The organism is Desulfatiglans parachlorophenolica (assembly GCF_055394735.1).
The window spans coordinates 4,325,128-4,345,993 of record NZ_AP042460.1 but is presented as its reverse complement, the minus strand read 5'-3'; the positions used below and the strand labels follow the sequence as shown (position 1 = coordinate 4,345,993).

General features: G+C 57.7%; 16 protein-coding genes. All 16 read left to right on the top strand.

The genetic code is table 11. From position 1 onward, the window contains the following. The first annotated feature begins 6 nt into the window (after positions 1–6). The 16 genes from ACZ500_RS20065 to ACZ500_RS19990 all read left to right on the top strand — a co-directional run bounded on the left by ACZ500_RS20065 (position 7) and on the right by ACZ500_RS19990 (position 20,836). Positions 7–2,847 carry a helicase-related protein gene (locus ACZ500_RS20065; protein ID WP_464229225.1) on the top strand — a complete coding sequence of 947 codons (2,841 nt, stop codon included), beginning with the start codon at positions 7–9 and terminating at the stop codon, positions 2,845–2,847. Further along, positions 2,840–4,846, top strand: a complete 2,007-nt coding sequence (gene pglZ / locus ACZ500_RS20060; protein WP_464229224.1) for a BREX-3 system phosphatase PglZ — start codon at positions 2,840–2,842, stop codon at positions 4,844–4,846. Before ACZ500_RS20065 ends, pglZ begins: the two co-directional genes overlap by 8 nt. Further along, a complete protein-coding gene (locus tag ACZ500_RS20055; RefSeq protein WP_464229223.1) occupies positions 4,843–5,616 on the top strand; it encodes a hypothetical protein in 774 nt (257 codons plus the stop codon). The genes pglZ and ACZ500_RS20055 overlap by 4 nt, the downstream gene beginning before the upstream one ends. Continuing rightward, entirely contained in the window at positions 5,613–7,820 is a 2,208-nt protein-coding gene (locus tag ACZ500_RS20050) for a DNA methyltransferase (RefSeq protein ID WP_464229222.1), read from the top strand. The genes ACZ500_RS20055 and ACZ500_RS20050 overlap by 4 nt, the downstream gene beginning before the upstream one ends. Beyond that, the gene (locus tag ACZ500_RS20045; RefSeq protein ID WP_464229221.1) at positions 7,804–10,458 is read left to right on the top strand and encodes a hypothetical protein; all 2,655 of its coding nucleotides are present in this window, start codon (positions 7,804–7,806) and stop codon (positions 10,456–10,458) included. Before ACZ500_RS20050 ends, ACZ500_RS20045 begins: the two co-directional genes overlap by 17 nt. 2 nt (positions 10,459–10,460) lie before the next feature. Further along, on the top strand, positions 10,461–12,068 hold the full coding sequence (locus ACZ500_RS20040; protein ID WP_464229220.1) for a DEAD/DEAH box helicase: 1,608 nt from the start codon (positions 10,461–10,463) through the stop codon (positions 12,066–12,068). Positions 12,069–12,637: 569 nt separating this feature from the next. Beyond that, positions 12,638–12,757: a hypothetical protein gene (locus ACZ500_RS20035; RefSeq protein ID WP_464233098.1), complete on the top strand. Its 120-nt coding sequence runs from the start codon at positions 12,638–12,640 to the stop codon at positions 12,755–12,757. Between the two features lie 88 nt (positions 12,758–12,845). Further along, positions 12,846–13,073 carry an AbrB/MazE/SpoVT family DNA-binding domain-containing protein gene (locus tag ACZ500_RS20030; RefSeq protein ID WP_464229219.1) on the top strand — a complete coding sequence of 76 codons (228 nt, stop codon included), beginning with the start codon at positions 12,846–12,848 and terminating at the stop codon, positions 13,071–13,073. A 3-nt stretch (positions 13,074–13,076) separates the two neighbouring features. Further along, entirely contained in the window at positions 13,077–13,472 is a 396-nt protein-coding gene (locus ACZ500_RS20025; protein ID WP_464229218.1) for a type II toxin-antitoxin system death-on-curing family toxin, read from the top strand. A gap of 534 nt (positions 13,473–14,006) precedes the next feature. Beyond that, positions 14,007–15,368 carry a sigma-54-dependent transcriptional regulator gene (locus ACZ500_RS20020; RefSeq protein WP_464229217.1) on the top strand — a complete coding sequence of 454 codons (1,362 nt, stop codon included), beginning with the start codon at positions 14,007–14,009 and terminating at the stop codon, positions 15,366–15,368. 173 nt (positions 15,369–15,541) lie between these two features. Then, positions 15,542–15,688, top strand: a complete 147-nt coding sequence (locus ACZ500_RS20015) for a hypothetical protein (RefSeq protein ID WP_464229216.1) — start codon at positions 15,542–15,544, stop codon at positions 15,686–15,688. A 35-nt stretch (positions 15,689–15,723) separates the two neighbouring features. Then, positions 15,724–16,110: a hypothetical protein gene (locus tag ACZ500_RS20010; RefSeq protein WP_464227918.1), complete on the top strand. Its 387-nt coding sequence runs from the start codon at positions 15,724–15,726 to the stop codon at positions 16,108–16,110. Then, a complete protein-coding gene (tnpB, locus tag ACZ500_RS20005) occupies positions 16,107–16,505 on the top strand; it encodes an IS66 family insertion sequence element accessory protein TnpB (protein ID WP_464229190.1) in 399 nt (132 codons plus the stop codon). The genes ACZ500_RS20010 and tnpB overlap by 4 nt, the downstream gene beginning before the upstream one ends. A gap of 102 nt (positions 16,506–16,607) precedes the next feature. Beyond that, positions 16,608–17,390, top strand: coding sequence for a Druantia anti-phage system protein DruA (locus ACZ500_RS20000; protein ID WP_464233097.1), 783 nt, complete (start codon positions 16,608–16,610; stop codon positions 17,388–17,390). Continuing rightward, complete coding sequence (gene tnpC / locus ACZ500_RS19995; protein WP_464229194.1) at positions 17,387–18,943, top strand: IS66 family transposase; 1,557 nt, start codon at positions 17,387–17,389, stop codon at positions 18,941–18,943. The genes ACZ500_RS20000 and tnpC overlap by 4 nt, the downstream gene beginning before the upstream one ends. Positions 18,944–19,087: 144 nt before the next feature. Next, positions 19,088–20,836 (top strand): HAMP domain-containing sensor histidine kinase, encoded by a 1,749-nt coding sequence (locus tag ACZ500_RS19990; RefSeq protein WP_464229215.1) that lies wholly within the window; start codon positions 19,088–19,090, stop codon positions 20,834–20,836. Positions 20,837–20,866: the final 30 nt, after the last annotated feature.

Genomic DNA, 20,866 nt, shown 5'->3' with positions numbered 1-20,866 from the left:
GAAGCAATGAACATCACATGGGCATACAGCGAGGAATACGGGCAGGTTGGCAAAGTCATCGAGACCCAGACACTTTGGGGCGAGACGACCTGCCGCGTCTGGCTGCCCGGCCGCGACTCCGTGGTCCGCATCCCGGCTTCCAGGCTCAAGTCCCTGGAGAGCGCGGGCACCGGTTCGCCGGACAACATCGCCTACATCGCCGCCGCCGCGCGGGTAGCAGATGCCCTGACCCAGGACGTCCTGCTCGCGCCCATCGAGTCCTCCGTCATTCCGCTGCCGCATCAGATTCGTGCTCTGTCCCGCGCCATCGCCAATGACCGGGTGCGCTATCTCCTGGCGGACGAGGTCGGTTTGGGCAAGACCATCGAGGCCGGACTCATTCTGCGGGAGCTCAAGCTTCGCGGGCTGGTCAAGCGGACGCTGGTCATCGCCCCGAAGGGGTTGGTGAGCCAGTGGGTCAGCGAGATGCGCTTCCACTTCGGCGAGACCTTCCAGCTCGTGCTCCCCGAGGACATCAAGACCCTGAAACGGATCGCCCCGGTGACGGGCCCGGGAAACGGCGAAAAGGTCAATTCCGACTTGGAGGTTCTGCCCGCCAATGCCTGGCAGATGTTCTCGCAGGTGGTCGTGCCGATGGATTCGGTCAAGCCTCTGGACAAGCGGCGCGGCTGGAGTGCGGCCCAGGTGAGCGAGCACAACCGGGAGCGGTTCGAGGACCTGATCTCCACTGGCTGGGACCTGGTCATCGTGGACGAAGCACACCGTCTCGGTGGCAGCACCGATCAAGTAGCCCGATTCAAGTTGGGCCAAGGCCTGGCCGAGGCTGCGCCATATTTCCTGATGCTTTCGGCCACCCCGCACCAGGGTAAGACCGACGCCTTTCATCGGCTGGTTTCCCTGATCGACGCCCAGGAGTTCCCGGACGTCGGCAGCGTCACCTGCGAGCGGGTCCAGCCGCATGTCATCCGCACCGAGAAGCGCCGCGCTATCGATGCCGATGGAAAGCCCCTGTTCAAACCGAGGCGCACGCAGCTTGGCCCGGTCTCATGGGGAGAGCAGCACCGCAACCAGCAGCACCTATACGAGGCGGTCACCGAATACGTGCGGGAAGGCTATAACCAGGCCATGCGGGAGAAGCGGAGCTACATCGGCTTCTTGATGATCCTGATGCAGCGCCTGGTGGTCTCCAGTACCAGCGCCATCCGCACCACGCTTGAAAGGCGGCTCGAGGCGCTCGCCGCACCCCAGGAACAACTGACATTATTCCCGCTCACCACTGAAGAGGAATGGGCGGACCTGGACGGCCAGGAGCAAATCGACGTGTTGCTCCGCACCCGCCTCAAGGCGCTCAAGAACGAGCGCGCCGAGGTCAAGCTGCTCTTGGAAGCCGCGGCCCGCTGCGAGCAGATCGGACCGGATGCCAAGGCCGAGGCGTTGCTCGATTGGCTCTACCGCCTTCAGTCCGAGGAGAGCGACCCGGAGTTGAAGGCGCTGGTGTTCACCGAGTTCGTTCCCACCCAGGAGATGCTGCGTCGGTTCCTGACTGAGCGCGGGTTCTCGGTCGTCTGTCTGAACGGCTCCATGGACATGGAAGAACGTAAGCGAGTCCAGGAGGCATTTGCCAAGGATGTCCGCATTCTCATCTCCACCGACGCCGGCGGAGAAGGCTTGAACCTCCAGTTCTGCCACGTGGTGATCAACTACGACATCCCCTGGAACCCGATGCGCCTCGAACAGCGGATCGGCCGGGTGGACCGTATCGGCCAGGCCCATGCGGTGCGCGCGGTCAACTTCGTCTTCGAAGGCTCTGTGGAGCATCGGGTCCGTGAGGTACTGGAGCAGAAGCTTGCCGTCATCTTCGAGGAGTTCGGCATCGACAAGACCGGCGACGTCCTCGACTCGGCCCAGGCGGGCCACATGTTCGACGAGATGTATGTCGAGGCGATCCTCAATCCCGAAAAAGTGGAGGAATCCGTGGAGAGCGTGGTCGCCCGCTTGCAGGAGCAGGCCCGCGATGCACGCACGACCGCATCCGTCCTTGGCGCGACGGAGGACCTGGAGCCTGGCGAAGCCCAGCGGCTGCTGACCCACCCCTTGCCCCATTGGGTCGAGCGCATGACCGTGAGCTACCTGAAGGCGCATGGCGGCCAGGCCGAGAGGAGAAGCCAGAGCTGGAAACTCACCTGGCCCGACGGCGAGACATACGAGAATGTGGTCTTCACCGGTAAGGAAGCCGAGAGGCTACCGGCCGCCCGTCACCTTACCCTTGAAGAGCCGAAGGTCCGCGGACTGGCCATGCGGCTCCCGCGTTTTGCGCCGGGCCAGCCGGTTCCCATCGTGTCGATCCCAGGTCTCTCCGAGGAAGTTCAGGGCGTCTGGTCCTTGTGGCGGATCGCGATTGCCACCATGGAGTGGAACCGTCGACGGATCATGCCTCTCTTCCTGGCCGACAACGGCATGGTCTATATGCCGACGGCCAGACACGTATGGGACCAGCTCCTCGCGGCAAGCACAAAGGTCCGGTCCGTTCTTGACGCCGAGGTCTCCCAAGCCGCTTTCGCAAAGCTGCAAAGTGCCGCAGAGGAGCACGGGAAGCCAATCTACGAAGCGCTCGTGCAAGAGCACCGGGGCCGCATCGCACGCGAGCGCGAGAAGGCCGACTACGCCTTTGGCGCGCGCCGCAAGACCGTCGAGCGGATCGGCCTGCCCCAGGTCCGTAATTATCGCCTGAACCTTCTCTCGCAGGAGGAGCGGAGCTTCCAGGAGCAGCTCGATCAGAAGGCCCATGCCTATCCCGAAATGGTGCCGCTGCTTGTGATTCGGGTGGAGGGCGGTGTTCATGAGTAGCTGGCGCGATCAAATCCTGAAGGAATTTACCCCGAAGGTCGCCCGACTCACCCTGGTGGCCGATCCGGACGGACTCCTCCTCGAAGAAGGCATTCTCGAAGGCGTCCGCGAGCGCGGATTCGAGCTGATCCCGTTTGAGGACCACATCGCGTTCCGTTATGCCTACGAGTCGAAGTTCCGCTCCCGCTGGGACCGTGGCGAGCACATGGACCTGGTCGTCGTATTGCGCTCGCAAGCAAGCGACCTCAGTGGGTTGCCCTATGATCTCCTCCAGGCCGGTCGCAGACTCTCCTTCAACCTCGGCGACATCTTCCCGAACCTCAGTTACCCGGTTGTGACCGCCCTGGATCGCGGGGACCTCGATGCCTTGTATGAGGCGCAGAAGAGACATGCACCCGGTCAATTGGGCGACAACGCCACCAAGGAATTCGTCCTCCGGCACGTCTTTGAAATCGCGCCCGAGTTGGTCAAACAGCCATCGGACCTCCTGCGGGTGCTGCTGCGCCGTCACTACCGCGGCCAAAGAATCCCGGCTGACCTCGACGGACGGTTCATCCAGCTTCTGCGCCAGAGTAACGTCTTCGACGACTGGCCACTTGAGACCCTGGTGGCGGACAGAGAAGCCTTCTTCGCGTTCCTGCAAGAGCGCTGGCCGATCTTTCTTGACCGTGAAGCAGCCAAAGGGACGTCCGGCGTTCGTGAGGACGAGAAGCCCTACGGTCTGTCCATTGAGGGACCCATCGAACTCCCCTTCGACCACCATGACATCCGGGTCTACATCGATAACCTGTTCGTCGAGGGGTTGCTGCATTCAGTTCCGCACGAGCATGCGGACACCTTGTCCAAGACCTGGGTAGGCATCGGCGTTCGAACCGCTCCCATCGAAGACAGGTCCCGTCGCCTGGGCAAGCTCATCGACAGCCTGGAGGCATCCATTCCGGCCGAGGACGCGAAGCACACGGACTGGTTCCACTTTGCCCGCGGATGGGCGGAGGCGATCCTGCTGGCGAACGATCAGGCCGAAGCGATTTCCGAACCGACTGACACGCGCATCAAGAACTTGCAGGCACAGGTGGATGCCGGTTTCGCAGCCTGGCTCTTCAAGCGGTATGCCGGCCTGGTCAATCTGCCACCGGTTCCTCCGGTCATGTTGCATCACCTCCCGCGATTTCTTGCCCGCCAAATGGGAGAAGACCGCACCGCCAAGATCGCACTGATCGTGGTGGACGGCCTTGCCTTGGACCAATGGCTGGTGGTCCGCCAAGCACTTGCCACAAAACAGCCCGGGCTGCGATTCCGGGAGCAGGCGGTCTTTGCCTGGATTCCTTCGCTCACCTCCGTTTCGCGCCAGGCAACCTTTGCCGGCAAGGCTCCCATCTTTTTCCCGAACAGTATCCAGACCACGGACAAGGAACCCGCTCTCTGGGCGCAGTTCTGGGCGGATCAGGGCCTTATGCCAAACGAGGTCGTCTACCTCAAGGGCCTGGGCGACGGCGGCCTGGAAAACGTTTCCGAAGCGCTTTCTCATCCCAAGGCAAGGGTCGCCGGGCTGGTCGTGGACAAGGTCGACAAGATCATGCACGGGATGGAAATGGGCACTGCCGGGATGCACAACCAAGTGGGCCAGTGGGCCAAGCAGCCGTACCTGAACACACTCCTCGATCTGCTCTTGGATCGGGGCTTCCGTATCTTTCTGACTTCTGATCATGGCAACCTTGAGGCGGAAGGTTGCGGTCGTCCATCCGAAGGGGCTGTGGCGGACCTGCGCGGCGAACGAGTCCGCATCTATCCCGACGCAGCCCTTCGCGGAAAAGTGAAAGAACGATTTCCCGATGCGCTGGAATGGGGAACCGTTGGGCTCCCCGAAGATTACCTCGCCCTGCTGGCCCCTGCTCGGCGGGCGTTTGTCCAAGAAAAGCAGCGCGCCGTGAGTCACGGCGGCGTTTCAGTCGAGGAACTCATCGTCCCTCTGATCCAAATCGAGAGGAGGGGCGGATGACCAGACGGACCGACCAGATCGGATTCAGTCAGCGGGTACGTCTGGAATGGCTTGAGCAGACAGCCAACCTGATCCTGGCTGGGAATGACAAGGCTGCGGTCAACGATGCCTTGCAGGAGCTGCTGAAGGACAAGGTTTCCGTCGGCGGTCAGGCTGAACGCGGCAACCGCGAGAAGATCATTACGATTCTTCTTAAGACGTGGCTGACGGTTCCGAGCGAACTCGATTCGTTGCGCGTCGAAGGACTGCAGCTCCTCAAACGTGTTCCTCGATGCGATCATCTGGCCATCCACTGGGGGATGGTCATGGCCGTCTACCCGTTCTGGTCGGGTGTAGCCACCCAGACCGGCCGTCTTCTGAGGCTTCAGGGCTCCGCTGCCGCAGCTCATGTCCAGCGCCGGGTCCGCGAGCAATACGGCGAGCGGGAGACCGTTTCCAGAGCAGCCCGCCGCGTGCTGCGCTCGTATCTGGACTGGGGCGTGCTTCAGGAGACCGGCGCAAAGGGCATCTACTCTGGCGGGACAACGCTGGCCATTGATGATTTCCGTCTGATCGCTTGGCTGGCCGAAGCGTCTCTCCACGCCCGTGCCAACGGCTCGGCTCCGCTGAAAGATCTGATCGACAGCCCGAGCCTCTTCCCGTTTCGGATCAAGCCGGTCCACGCCGAGAGCCTTGTGGCTGCGTCATCCAGACTCGATCTTCTCCGCCATGGGTTGGACGACGACCTCGTCATGTTGCGGAAGCAGACGACGAAGGGGGGCGCACCATGAACCTGGCCCAGCGTGTCTCCCAGACCAATCCGCTTTCTGGCGAACCTGGTCAGCAAACGACTTTTACCGCATTTCCAGAAGGCACTCTGCTTGAATCGGGCAAGGTCCCTATTGCCGAGATCGCCGAGCTCGCTCTTCGTGAAGGTCAGTGCACCAATCCGATCTACCGGGTCCATCGCTGGTTTGCACGGCGTCTTGGCTCGCAGTTCAGGGCCATCCTGACTGGCCTATCCCTAAAACCCGAGGAAGCCGACCGGTTCTGGGACCTGTATCTCGGAGACCTGTCTCTGGACGGTGCGGTCGTGCTCGATCCCTTCGTGGGCGGAGGCACCAGCCTTGTCGAGGCCGGGCACTGTGGTGCCCGCGTGATTGGGTACGACATCGATCCGGTTGCCACCTTCATCACGCGATTCGAACTTGAAACAGCTTCTTACGATCCTTTGTCACCGGAAATCGCCGCTCTTTGTGAAACGGTGTCCGCACAGATTAGCCCCTTTCACCGGACAACCGTTCCAGGTACAGGCGAACGCGTGGTTCTCCATCATTTCTGGGTCGAGTGTCGAACCTGCAAAGCCTGCGGAACAACCTTTGAAATTCATCCCCATTACCAGTTGGCGTACAGCAAGGAAAAAGGTCTTCAATGGGTGTTCTGTAAAAGCTGCCATGAGGTCTCGGAGATTCCTATTGCCCGCAAGGAAATCCGATGCGGATGCGGGACGCGCACCCGCATCGCACAAGGAACCCTTGACCAGGGAAAGGTCAGATGCCCAGGGTGCGGTGACGTGTCGGGACTCGGCGAGCGTGGGGATGCGCCAATGCGGCCTGAATGGCGACTCTTTGCACAGGAGTATCTTGAAGAGACACGGACCGGTGTCACTCGCCACTTCAAAACGGCGAGCAAAGGCGACCGTATTCGCTACGGTCGGGCGCGCAGTCTTCTGGAGGATGTTGAAAAGGCCGACGGTGGCTTCGCACCCAGCCGCGCCATTCCGGCAGATGGTCGGTCCGACGCGAGGCCACTGATCCACGGCTTCACCCGATACCGCGATCTCTTCAACGACCGTCAACTGCTCCACCTGACACTGTTGGGCCAAGCCATCACCAGAGTCGAGGACCCGAGGTCGCGCAGGCTTCTGGCCATTGCCTTCAGCGAACACCTTACAACGAACTGCATGTATACGGCCTATGCGTTTGGGTATCGGCGCATTAGCCCAATGTTTTCAATCCACGGGTACCGGCACATCACCAGGCCGGTGGAAATCAACCCATGGCTCGACGGCATCGGACGCGGCACTTTCCCAAATGTCCTCGGCAAGATTGCCAAGGCAGTGGCGTTCGCCGCAGCGCCCACCAATCTGGACCCAAAGGGTGGACGAAAACCAGCGATGATCTATCGCCAAACCGCCGCGAAAGAAGTCTCAACGCACCCATGGAGAGTGCTGGGAGGATCATCCCGGGCTTCGATATCCACCAAGACCTCCGAAAGCCTCGAAGGGATTCCGGATGGCAGTATCGACCTAATCCTCACCGATCCGCCGTATTTCGACAATCTCAGCTACTCAGAACTTTCCGACTTCTACCTGGCTTGGCACCAGTCCCTCGGTATGGCCGAACCTCCTTACGACAATCCGGCCATTGCAGCCCCGATTAAGGAGAACCTCGCTCTAACGGATCGCGGCGACCAGTCTATCGAAGTCTACCGGAACAGCTTGCACCGCATTTTCTGTGAGTGCCGCCGCGTGCTCAAAAAGGACGGAATTATGGTTTTCACCTATCACCACAAGTCACCCGTGGCTTGGGGAGCTCTCGGGGACGCACTTGTTCGTTCCGGGCTGAAATGTGCGACCGTTATGCCCCTGCGCGGTGAAGGTCAGGGTGGACTGCATTCCTATAACGGCACCATCAAATGGGATGCCGTGTTTGTCTGTCGTAAGGGCAATCAGGTGCCGTCAGAGAGTTCGGACAATGTGACGGTTCCGCGTACCGCAATCAAACAGGCTAAACAGCAGGCATCTGCATACGCTGAAGATCTGGGTAAGACTCGACAGATCGGTTTCCGCGACCCGGATCGCCTGAACCTTGAACGCGCCATGATCGTGGCATCGGCTGTTATCGGGCAGGAGAATAGCGATCTGCTGTCACTCCAGGGCGCGCTTGATCTTACGAAAGAACATGGAGGCAGGCAATATGCCGAAACTCGATAAAGGGACGCTTGCCCTAACATTCAAGTTTGACTGTGACCGGTTTCTTAGGTTCAGACTCGCCTCAGATGCAGAAACAGCTTCCCTCGGGATTGAGTCTGACACATACAAACGGCCTGGTATTGAACTTATCAAGGCGGCGGGCCGACGATGGGAAGCCGATAAATATCAGGACCTGATCGCCACGTCGCCGCCTGACACCATCGAGTACGTTGAGCAAACTGACGTTGATGATCTACTCGGCCGCAGACCATTCGACAGAGTCGAAAATCTGCTCAGCATTTTGGAGCGGGAGACCCCGCCGACTGCAATCGTTGAAGGCGAATACGAAGTACCATCGAGCATCACTTCCGGTCTCCAGCAGGCTTACGATACTTATAGGCTGGAGCCGGTAAGAGCGCGGCCAGACATCATTTGGATTAGGTCTTACGGTACTGGCGCTCCGCTAATCGGAGACCCCGACCCTGCACCAGAATATGAGATTCATGTCATCGACGTGAAGATGGCTGCAGAACCGTCGCTTCGCCACTTCACCGAAGTTACCTATTATGCGCTGTCCTTGGCAGCGGCTCTGGTTGAGCGTGGGTTGTCCGGTCGATATGGCGTCAGTGCAGAAGGATTCATTTGGCCAGGTAGCCATGACGCGAACGCATTCAGGAACTTGGTTAGGGATATACAGGCAAAAGGGGAATCCGATCCTGTTACTTTGGCTTTGCTAAAGACACTGGTTCCAGTTCCATACGAGGTCTACCAAGTTCATGTGAAACAGTTTTTCGAGGAACGACTTCTTCGAGTTCTAGGCCAAGCCCCAGGGGATTCTCCGTGGCATGTGGGACCCAAATGCCAGCTTTGCGATTACGTTCGCTACTGCCGACAGGATGCTGAGAATTGTGATCATCTCTCCCGCTTGCCATGGCTCAACCAGGGGCAAGCCGAGTTGATCCGCCAGAACGGAATTGTTACGACCAACGCACTCAGAAATGCCATCGTAAACAATTCGCCCCAGTGGCAGGCAGCGGAATCGTCAAGCCATCAGCTCCGTGCAGATGCATCCATCCTCTCGGTCAGGGCAGAAGCCCTCGCGACGGGCCAGCCCGTGCCCATTGAGGGACGCAGGTGTGCGCTCATGCCTGCGTGGAGCGATCAGAACATCTTCATCACGATCCATTTCGATCCGGGCTCTGGCATCACCTTCGCCATAGGTGCTGCCCGCGTCTACTTCCGGGCCGGAAGAACTCAAGGCGATCCACCGCAGACAGAGGAGCATGTGTTTGTTGTGGACCGAGTGGATTCAATGAATCCCGACACAGAACGGGCCCGTTTGGTGGAATTCATCACACTCGTCTCGGGATGGCTTGAGGATGTTTCCACTACCAATGAAGGATTGCCTGCGGGTCAGCGCGTCTCCTCTCACATCTTTTTCTGGGACATGCTTGAAGTTCGTCAACTGCGTCGGGTATTCGAAAGACACATGAACCACCCAGAGGTCGTTAACCTCATCGAATTACTGATTCGACTTTTCCCGCCTGAACAAGTGCTTCCTGACCCTGACCTCTTCAAGTCTCAGCCGGGGACAATCGTCAAGGATGTTGTGCGGTTGCTACTTGGGCTTCCAATCCCACACGACTACTCCCTTTTTGAAACGGCAAACACACTTTTTCCGGTCAGGAATGAAAATGGCGACCCATATGAGTTCCGGCTGCCATTTGGATTCAGAACGCCCATGAGCGATCAGATTCCGTTCGAACGTGCATACGAGCTTTGGCAAGACACGATCTTCCTTCGTCACTTTGATTCCAGATTCCCGGGCAATCCATCACGATGGAGGAGGTACACACGCGACGAACTTTATGAGGGCATCAAGCATGCGACCAGCACTCACCTTCGCGCGCTTCAGCATGTGGTCCGAAGACTGAGGGAACAGTATCGTGACCGACTCATCTTGCGCAAGGCTCCATTCCGTGCGGCTCCTCCAGCGCAAACGAGAATTCCAGAACGCGCCCGGAGCCTGATCGCTTTTGAGAAGCTGAATGTGGCATGCCAAGAGATCGAGAATCGACAACGGCGATTGCTTCCAGTTGAAGAGCGTGAAGCCCATTTCTTCTCAATACGCGGGCTTAGTCCAGCGATAGGCGCAGAGGTCGAGGCCTGCATTGATGAGATAAGAGCAACTGATGCGAGATTTGTTAGCGCAGAGTTGCGGGCGTTCGCCTTTGCTCCTACATCGCGAGATGCAAGGATTAATGATGGTGACTTCCTGTTGGCGTTATCGAACGAGGATGACGGCATCGAACTCGATGTGCCATGGCGGAACTATCTGGGGCTATCATTCCCGGACGCCCAAACATTGCTCGCCACTGCAGGACTACCTGACAACTGGATGGTCAATATATCCCTCGGAAGGATGCTTCAAGTTGAGGTTGTACGTCTGGAGGCGATGCGGGAGCCTCCCTATTTGGTATTGAGACCCGGGCACAGCGGCCTATTCGGATTCGCTATCAATCAGGGGCTGCTTAATCTGCAACGACCGCTTGTCCTGGACCCACTCTTTCACGATTTCTCGAGTGAGCGGGTTGCGCAAGCGTTGCAAGCAGTGGGAGGCAACCCTCCTCCCATGCGGCGACGAAGGAGGAGGGATTAACCATGGCAGCGCGCAAACAGTATCCACGGGTTGAGCCAGCTCACGGATTGTTGTATGAGCCCAACGGTCTGCAAATGTCCCGCCCTGTGGACCAAGTCGATAACCTGCTGGTAGAGGCGTCTAATTATCTGAAGAACCCTTTTAATCCGAGACAAGAGGAAGCCTTCCGGGCTTCATTTACTCAACGCCTATCCCTTCTTTGGGGACCGCCTGGCACCGGCAAGACGACCGTCCTGGCAGGCATTATCCTCGGTTGGATTGAACAGTCGTGGCGATCCGGCCATTCCATCGTTGTTGGCGTTGGCGCGAGCAATTATAACGCTATCGATAATGTTCTCAGGGAGGTAGCAGATCTTCTTCAACGGCGGCAGGACCGTCAGGGGAATCCCCCATGCCATGTGCGCGTTATACGTCTTCGCAGCCAGTCAGCCAAGCCCCCTTTAGACGGACGGATTGAAGATGTGGCCAGGACGAGACCTGCCGCCACCGCCTTGCCAAGTGCTATTCATGAACGAGCGAGTTGCATTGTCGTCGGCGGAACATGGCAACAGATGGGACATGTGGCGCAGGCTGTATCAGGGAACGACACTCCTGTTGCCGAGTGGTTCGACCTGCTGTTATTGGACGAAGCATCACAGATTCCAGTCGCTCACGCTGCGGCCTATTTTTTGCTGATGCGCGAAGATGGTCATCTCGTCTTAGCCGGAGACCACAAACAATTGGGGCCGATATACGGATTCGAGATGAGGGACAGCGCGCAAGGGCTTTTCGACTGCATCTTTTCGTACATGCGTGAAACCCATGGCAAAGACCCTGTTGCCCTTGACCGAAACTATAGGACAAACACCGAGATATCGGGATGGCCAAGAGAACGCTTCTACAGCGAAGGATATGAGGCGTTCTTCCCTGAGCGCCGACTCTCCATTGTGGTTCCACCAGCGACAGGACAGCCCCCTGCCGATTGGCCTGCGAATCTACCTTGGACTGATGTGTTTCTTCGGCTCCTCGACCCAGAGCTTCCGGTTGTGGTGGTGAGCTATGGGGTACATACTTCGACATTGTCGAACCCATTCGAAGCCCAAATGGTTACGTGTCTGGCTTTGCTATACCGGCGCATCCTGGGAGCCGGCGGACAAGGTCCAGGCGATCAAGAATTCTGGACGGAACACCTCGGCATCGTGACCCCGCATCGAGCGCAGATGTCTACAATCCGAAACCTCTTAGTGGATGCTGCCGGCATGCCGATGGACCCGCCGCCGTTTGTCGATACCGTTGACAGGTTCCAAGGACAGGAACGCGACCTTATGATAGCCAGTTACGTGGTCGCAGACCGCGATTTCGTAGCTGCCGAGGAGGCGTTCATCCTAAACCCGCGCCGGTTCAACGTCACACTTACCAGAGCCCGCAGCAAATTTATCATGTTTGTAAGCGATGCCGTTCTGCAACATCTGCCCGCAGATGCCGATGTGGCCCGGGATGCGGCTCATTTGCAGCTTTTTGCTGAGAACTATTGCACGACAAATAACGAGGAGATCACGCTACCTTTTTTAGAGCGGGGCGCTCTTACGTCCATGCGCTGCAGACTGAGAGGGAAGAGGGATGTCCCGTGACGCTACCAACACAACAGAAGCTGATATATGTCAAGACGAAGAACCTTGCGTCCGAAAGGCTGACGGAAATACTAAACAACGCCGCTTCCGTTCCGCTGGGAACGGCCTGGTATTTGATAGCTTATTGAATCACAACGGTTTTCGGTTAACAGCCGGAGAACGAGAACGGTTATGAAAAGGGTTGCACATGGGGAGCCAGACAAAAATACGGTCGATTAAGCACCGATTTTATTTAAAAGGAAGCCTTGAGCAAGAACAGCTCAGGGCTTTTTCTTTGTCCAAACGTTTCCGGCCCCTTCCAGCTTCTTCCCCGCCCGCCCGGCCATCTCTGTTTTTGGCCGGTTTTTACTGTAACTGGACATAACCCCATGGTTGCGCCGCTATCTGACTGACCGTAGGCCGCATGCCGCCCCGCGATGCGAGGCGCTCCTTGCCTCCAGCCTTTGCCGGCGCCGGATTGCCAACCCCGTTTCCTACCGACTCCGCAAGGCCGGGATTGAAAAGGAACGGACGGCCCACGGCCTGCACACCCCTTTGCCACCCGCCTCTTCAAGGTCACAAGCGACCTTCTGGCCGTTCAGCGCGCCCTGGGGCACCCGGACGTGTCAACCACGCAGATCTACACCCACCTTGTAGATGGACATCTCGAGGAAGCCCTCGAACTCCTCTTAGTGAGTGAATTCGGGTAGACCCAAGCAGGCCAAAGGCGAGCGGTCCTTGACAAACCGGCACTTTGGTAATACATTGGATTCACAATGAACAACCCGGAGGCGCACCATGATCAAGAGACTAACCAAACACGGCAATAGCCTCGCGCTGGTGATTGACCGGGCCGTGCTGGAGCTTCTGAAGATCGATAAGGAAACCCCTTTGGAAATATCCACAGACGGCCAGTCTCTGGTGATCACACCGCTCAGGGACACAGATCAGAATGTAACCTTCAAGGAAGCGCTCGAATCCGTGAACACCCGCTACGGCCGGGCACTCAAGCGGCTGGCGGAATAGGGCGTGCGTCCAATTTTTCTATCATTTGCAGAGGTCCTCGACATTCACCAGGATCAGATCGAACGCTACGGCGGAGAACCCGGCATACGTGACCGCGGGCTTTTGCAAAGCGCCATCGCAACGCCAGCAGCCGGATTCGGTGGGCGCTACCTCCACGAAGACCTGAACGCGATGGCTTCCGCCTACCTGTTTCACATCGTTAAAAACCATCCCTTCATAGACGGCAACAAGCGCACCGGAGCTGTAGCAGCTCTCGTCTTCATGCTTCTGAATGGAATTCAGGTAGGAATCAATGAGGATGACTTGGAAAAAGCCGTACTCGCCGTAGCCGAGGGGAAATGGGACAAGGCGCTCGTCACCGAGTTCATCAGGAAAAACTCCCGACTTGACAGAAAATAGCTGATAAGCCATCCCCTGACCACCTATCAAAAATGTGCAAAGAACACGTCGTATCAGCAATTCTTCCGGCTGCAGGTTGGAGTAGAGTACCGTCGGCTGAGTACATCAAAAAAGACCTTTCTGGTGTTATGCGAAATTCTTTCCGTATTTTCTTGCGCCGGGGTCTTGTTGGCCAGTAAAGCGCTGAAAATTGTAAGGACAGGTACACGCGGTCTTTGCAACCTCGCCCACTTCTGTCAAAGCGTCTTGACCGTCAATGACGCCGTCCAAGCCCAAATCCAGGAGCGCGTTTCAAGGAAATGACTTATGCCCAAGCTAAAACGCCTTCTCGTATCCGCCTGCTTTGAAACCGCCCAGCGCAATAGAAGCTGTTGCCGGAATCGCGGACATGAGATCTGCAAGGGCGACAAATGCTTGATCGTTAAAGAAAATATGTCGTATCGCAAGTACTGCATGGAGTGCGCAAGGTTGATTCTTCAAAATGCACGCCAGGAATCGAACTGTTTATGTGATGAGATCGAGGCGTAGTAACCCATGACGGCGAAAAGTCAAAGCAACACTCAAGGACTTAATGTCCTGATCGTCGATGACGAGGCCAATATTCGCAAGACACTCACGGTCTGTTTGGAGTCGCGCGGCCATCGCGTGACCGCTGTCAGTAATGGAAAGGACGCCCGGGTGGAGTCCGACAGACAGGTGTTCGACCTGGCGTTTGTGGATTTGCGGTTGGGCACGGAAAACGGCCTTGACTTGATTCCCCCCATCCTCGGCGAATGCCCCTGGATCAAGATCGTCGTCATCACGGCTTATGCGTCCATCGACACCGCCGTCGAAGCCATGCGGCGGGGGGCAACTGATTACATTCCCAAGCCATTCACTCCCGAGCAGGTCCAACTGGTCACCGAACGGGTGGCAACCGTTCGCGGCATGGAGCAACGCATTGCGACCTTAAAGGAGGACCTGGAGCGGTTGCATCCGGAGGTTTCGTTCACCTCACAACATCCCGGCATGCAACGCGCCGTGAAACTCGCGCGGCAAGTGGCCGCCTCGGAGGCGGTTGTCCTGCTGCGAGGTCCCAGTGGAACGGGAAAGACAGTACTGGCTCGCGCCATCCACGGTTGGAGCCACAGGGCGGATAAGCCGTTCGGGACCATTTCATGCCCAACACTGAGCCCCGAACTCCTCGAGAGCGAGCTTTTCGGCCATGTGAAGGGCGCCTTTACCGGTGCGCTCCGCGATAATCCAGGTCGGGTCGCCGCCTGCGAGGGCGGGACCTTGTTCTTGGATGAGATTGGCGATTTGCCATTGGCGCTTCAACCCAAACTCCTGCGCTTCATACAGGATCGTGAGTATGAGCGGGTGGGCGATCAACGGACGAGACGCGCGGACGTCCGCATCATCGCGGCAACCAACACGGATCTGGATAAAGCGGTTCAGGCGGGGTGTTTCCGCGAAGACCTGTACTATCGCCTGAATGTGATTCAAATCGATTTGCCACCCCTGATGGATCGCCCGGACGATGTGGAACTACTGGCGGGAAACATGTTGGAGTTCTTCGGCGCGCAAAACCACAAGGTGCTGAAAGGCTACAGCGACACGGCCATCGAGGCCCTGCGCCAATATGCGTGGCCGGGCAATATCCGCGAACTGCGCAACGCGGTCGAGCGAGCCGCGATCCTGTGCGCCAGTGATGTTGTTCAAGTTGAGCATCTTCCCGCGTCCATCGCGCCGCATACTCCACCGCTCCAATTGGGTGACCACGTTTCCTTGAAGATGATCGAGGAACATCACATCCGCCGAGTTGTCGCCTCGACCAAGACCCTCCAAGAAGCCGCCAATATTCTCGGCATTGACCAGGCCACCCTTTGGCATAAGCGAAAGCAAAGCGGAATCTAACAGGCCAGACCTTTCTCTTCCCCGCCCTTGACCTTGCAAAACACAAGGTCGATTCGGAGCCGCCCTTGTCCATCACAAGGGATTTCTTTCCCAACAATGCGTAACCTGTTGCATTTACGCCGACTAAGCGATTGGCACAGCTTGTGCTTTGTTAGTGGGTGGAGGTCTTGGTCATGATTGGAATAAGACAAAAACTGATGCTGGGCTTTGGCGGGTTGCTCGCCGTCATTGCGATTGTCGGCGCGCTGACGATGGTTCAGATCAATGGTGTCCTTCCGGCAGGCGTGCTTAACACGCGGGGCCGGGATGTTATAAGGTAGCGCCATCCCATTTGGATTATATAAGGAGGATGGCGATGGAAACCACTTCGAGGAACCCTGTCCCATACAGCAGCCACTCCCAGCCCGACCTCGTCGAGGTCGAACGCCGGTTTGCCGAGTGGCGCCGGCAGCGCGGCAAGAAGCGCGCCCTGATCCCGCAGGAGTTGTGGGAGGCTGCGGTACAGCAATGCAGAGGGCATTCTGTTTCCGAGGTATGCCGCAGACTGAGGCTTTCCTTCACAGAGCTCAAGAAGCGTCTCTCCTCTGATCATGCCACTCCGGAGCTGATCCAGCTGGACACCACCTGCCTCTTCGGCCAATGGGTCGTCGAGTGCGAACGCGCGGATGGCAGCAGGCTGAGGCTCTCGGGCACCGGTCAACCGCCCGATCCTGAAAGCATTCTCGGGCAGTTTCTCTCATGATCCAGATCACTGCCCACATGCGGATCTTGCTGGCAGTGGACCCGGTGGATTTCCGCAAAGGCATCGACGGTTTGGTGGCAGTATGCCGGCAGAAGCTGGCCGTGGATCCATTCAGCGGCACCCTTTTCATCTTTACCAACAAGTCCCGTCAGGCCCTGCGCATCCTGGTTTATGATGGCCAGGGATTTTGGTTGTGCCATAAACGCTTGTCTCGGGGTCGTTTCTTGTGGAAGTTCGGCCCGGGCACCATCCGCGATCTGGCGGCTGCTCAACTCCAACAGCTTTTGTGGAACGCCGATCCGTTCAAAAAAATCCCGGAGGATTTTCGGCGGATAGAAAAAAATCGACCCATCCCTCAAAAAAGTACTGGCCACAAAAAACGTTCTTTGCTATAAGCAGGGCAACCTTTACCAAGAGGAGGATTACAGAGGTTGCTCATTTGTGGTCGAGACTTCACGCCAACCGATCTGGATTGGATCCGCCGTCAAGTTACCAGCGTGCCGGGATTGAACCGTGCACAGCTCTCACGCATGTTCTGCGAATGGGCCGAGTGGCGAAAGCCCGACGGCGGATTGAAGGACATGAGCTGCCGGGTTGCCCTGCTGCGCCTGTACCGGGCCGGTGTCATCCCGCTTCCAGCGCCAAGGAAAAGGCGCGTCGTGCCCAAGCGGATCCAACACACCCTGACAGGAGAACCCCAATCCCCGATCGAGATCGGCCCCGGTCGCATAAGCCTTTCGATCGAGCCGGTCGACCGGAGATCATCCCCTCTTTGGAATGAGCTGATCGACCGATACCATTACCTGGGCTATGCCCGCATGGGCGGGGCGCAGATGCGCTTTATGGTCTGGGCCGGACAGCATCTGGTTGCGCTTCTGGGTTTCTCGGCCGCCGCCTGGCGTGTCGCCCCGCGCGACGAGTTCATCGGCTGGAGCGACGATCAGCGTATAGAGAATCTACACCGGGTGATCGACAACAGCCGCTTCCTCATTTTGCCCTGGGTAAAATCTTTCAATCTTGCCTCACAGATCCTTGCGCGCACGGCGCGGTTGCTCCCCGATCGGTGGGAAGAGCGCTACCGTTACCGGCCTTCCCTGCTCGAGACCTTCGTCGAAAAGCAGCGTTTCACCGGCGCCTCGTACAAGGCCGCCAACTGGGTCTGCGTGGGGCAGACGCAGGGGCGAGGCAAGTGGGACCGGAAAAAGGCCTGTGACAAACCGGTCAAGACGATCTGGCTCTATCCGCTTGAGCGCCGGTTCAGGGAGGTCTTGTGCCGATGAAAAAATCACCCAAAAAGCTGGTGATATCCGCCGGCGAGTTCGAAGCGCTCCAGGACCGCATCAAAGAACGGAACCTGACCGACTCGGACTACGACGTGCTCCTGGGGCTTGCCGAGATGGTGGCGCGTCTGCGGGAGGTGCTTGCCGAGAAAGAAACCTCCATCGGCCGGCTGTGCAAGTACCTGCTGGGGGCCCCGACCGAGACAGCCCGAAACATCCTCAAGGATAAAACCGAACCGGTCCGGAAAAAAGGCGCCAAACCAAAACCCCGGGGGCACGGGAAAAACGGCGCAGGCCAGTACACCGGCGCTGCCAGGGTGCGCATCGAACACCCCGCTCTGAACTCGGGGGACCCCTGCCCAAGCTGTGAGAAGGGTAAACTATACGAGCTGGCCATGCCGTCGGTCTTTGTTCATATCGTTGGAACAGCCCCTCTCAAAGCCACCGTTTATGAGCGAATCCGCTTACGCTGCAATCTGTGCGGAGATATCTTCACCCCCGAACTGCCCGAAGGGATATCCGAGCAAAAATACGACGATTCCGCTACGCCCATGCTGGCGATACTGAAGTATGGCTGCGGCATGCCCTTCAACCGGATCGAGACCCTTCAAAGGAATCTGGGCCAACCTCTGCCCGCCTCCACCCAGTGGGATATCCTCGATACCGCAGCCGTAGCTCTGGCCCCGGTCATGGATGCCATGGTCTCATTCGCCGCGCAGGGCACGCTGCTCCACAATGATGACACCTCCGCGAAGGTGCTCGCTTTCCTCAAAGAGCAGGATCCGGACAGCAAACGCAAAGGGATCTTCACCACAGGGATGGTCACCGAATCCGAGGGCCATCAGGTCGCCATGTTCATGACCGGCAGGCAGCATGCCGGGGAAAACCTGCACGACCTGTTGAAACGCCGGGCAACGGGGCTCCCACCACCGATTCAGATGTGCGATGCCCTGAGCCGGAACGTATCCAAGGACTTTCAGACGATCCTGGCCAACTGCCTCGCCCATGCCCGCAGGAAGTTCGTGGAACTGGTCGAGCGATTCCCGGACGACTGCGCTCATGTGATCAACGAGCTGGCAACGGTCTATATGCATGAGGCGATCGCCAAAAGCGAAAAGATGTCTCCACAGGATCGACTGGCTTACCATCGGCTCAACACTGAGCCCGTCATGACAGCTCTCGAGGCGTGGTGCCATCAGCAATTTGCGGAGAAGACCGTGGAGCCCAACTCCGGCTTGGGGAAGGCGATCACCTACCTCCTCAAACACTGGAAGGAACTGACCTGTTTTCTCAGGGTGCCTGGAGCCCCGCTGGACAACAATATCTGTGAAAGGGCCCTGAAGTTCGCCATCCTACACCGGAAAAACTCCCTCTTCTACAAGACGCAACGCGGCGCCTATGTCGGGGATCTCTTCATGAGCCTCATCCACACATGTCAACTTTCAGGCGTCAACCCGCTCGACTACCTCACATGGCTCCTGAAGAATACCAAAGCCCTGCAGTCCTCCCCGCACACCTTCATGCCGTGGCATTACCAGGATCAAAACCGCTAACCCCATCCCGGCCGGGGGCCTCTTGGGGCCTCCCGCCCTCCGCTTCATCCTCGCACGCTAAAAATTTTCCACAAGCCGAAAATTTATTGACCTCTGCACGGCTGCCGAAAGGACACGATCAATGAACTCGGCGAGGCCATCGGAATGATCCTCAAGGAAAACTACCGTAGTGTGGCGGCGTGCCAGGACATGAAGGAATCCTTGGAACGAATGGACAGTGGCATGCTGTTCACACTTGCCGGGAATGAACTTGAGGGGAAACATCTCATTGAGGAAAACACCACGAAATTCCAAGACGCCTTGCATGTGCAACTTGGCAATATAACGCTTCCCGGTGAACGCGAAAAGGCTGAGAAAATCCAGGCCTTGTTTGAAGGGTACGTCAAAGTCATACCGCTTGTGACAGAGGTCGGACGATCTATCGAAGAGAGGAAGACCGAGTATTTCTCGAACGTGCAGCCGCTATTCCACGAGATCAAGGACATTGCACAAGACATTTTATTGATGAACCAAACGAACATGAGCGAGGCCAGCAACACCGCGAGAAGCCTCGCGGATACCGCCCATCGCCGCATGTTGACAGCAATCATGGTCTCCGCGTTCCTGGCGCTGCTATTCAGCTATCTCGCTCACCGATGGATTCTACACCCGATCAATCGGCTGATTGAATCCACGAACCAAATACGAGGCGGAAATCTTGACCTGGTTCTTGAAGGCGGCTCGAGAGACGAGCTCGGTCGGCTTTGGGAATCCTTTAATGAGATGGCGGCCGCCCTGAGGCAGGTGCGCAAGGAAGACAGGGTCAACCTGATGCGGACAAGACGTGCGACAGAGGAGGTCTTCAAGGCTCTCCCAACCGCCATCGCCTTGCTCGATCTCGATGGAAAAGTGGAGGTTTCAACTGAAACGGCCGACCGTCAGTTCGGCCTCAAGCCCGACGTTCTAGCAGGCGAGCTTGGATACGATTGGCTGCTTCCCCTGACCCGGAAAGCCCTCGACGAGGATAATATCGTCGAGCGCGACCCCAAGAACGGTTACGTCCAACAGTTCGTTGACAATCGCGAATACTTTTTCCAGCCGATGGTGGTTCCGATTCCAGTCGGCCCGGAGCGTCGAGAGCCCACGGGCCTGGCGTTGATTCTCAAGGACGTGACTCAAGTCCATGAGCAGCAAGAAATGAAGCGCGGCGTTGTATCCACCGTCTCGCATCAACTCAAGACGCCTTTGACCTCCCTTCGCATGTCCATTCACCTTCTGTTGGAGGAACGGATCGGATCTCTGAATGAAAAGCAGATCGAACTCCTCATGGCCGCTAGGGATGACAGTGAAAGACTGGTGGGGATTCTTGACGATCTGCTCGATATCAACCGAATCGAGTCCGGAAAGTCGAGGCTTGCGCTCGATCTCGCCACTCCGAGAACCCTTGTCCGCGACGCTATGGAGCCCTTCCTCGTGGATGCCAAGGATAAGGGAGTGACCCTGGTGAACGATGTGTCGGACGACTTGCCCGAAGTCATGGCGGACTCCGAAAAGATCCGTCATGTGTTCGCGAACCTCCTCTCAAACGCACTTCGATTCACCGGCCCCGGAGGCTCGGTGACCATCAGGGCTAAGCAGGAACAAGATCATGTGGCGTTCCTTGTTGAAGACACCGGCAAGGGCATCCCGAAGGAAGAATTAAAACATGTGTTTGAGCAATTTTATCGAGCGCCCGGTCAGGATGAGAATTCCGGTGTGGGACTGGGCCTGGCCATCGTGAAGGAAATCGTCCGCGCCCATGGCGGGGATGTGGGCGCTGAAAGCGCGCTCGACAAGGGGTCGACGTTCCGCTTCACGCTCCCCCTGAAAGCGGACGCGACAGGAAGCAAGCCGGTTAAAACAATGGAGGAGTAGCCATGCTGTTGGCATTGTATCTGATTCTTG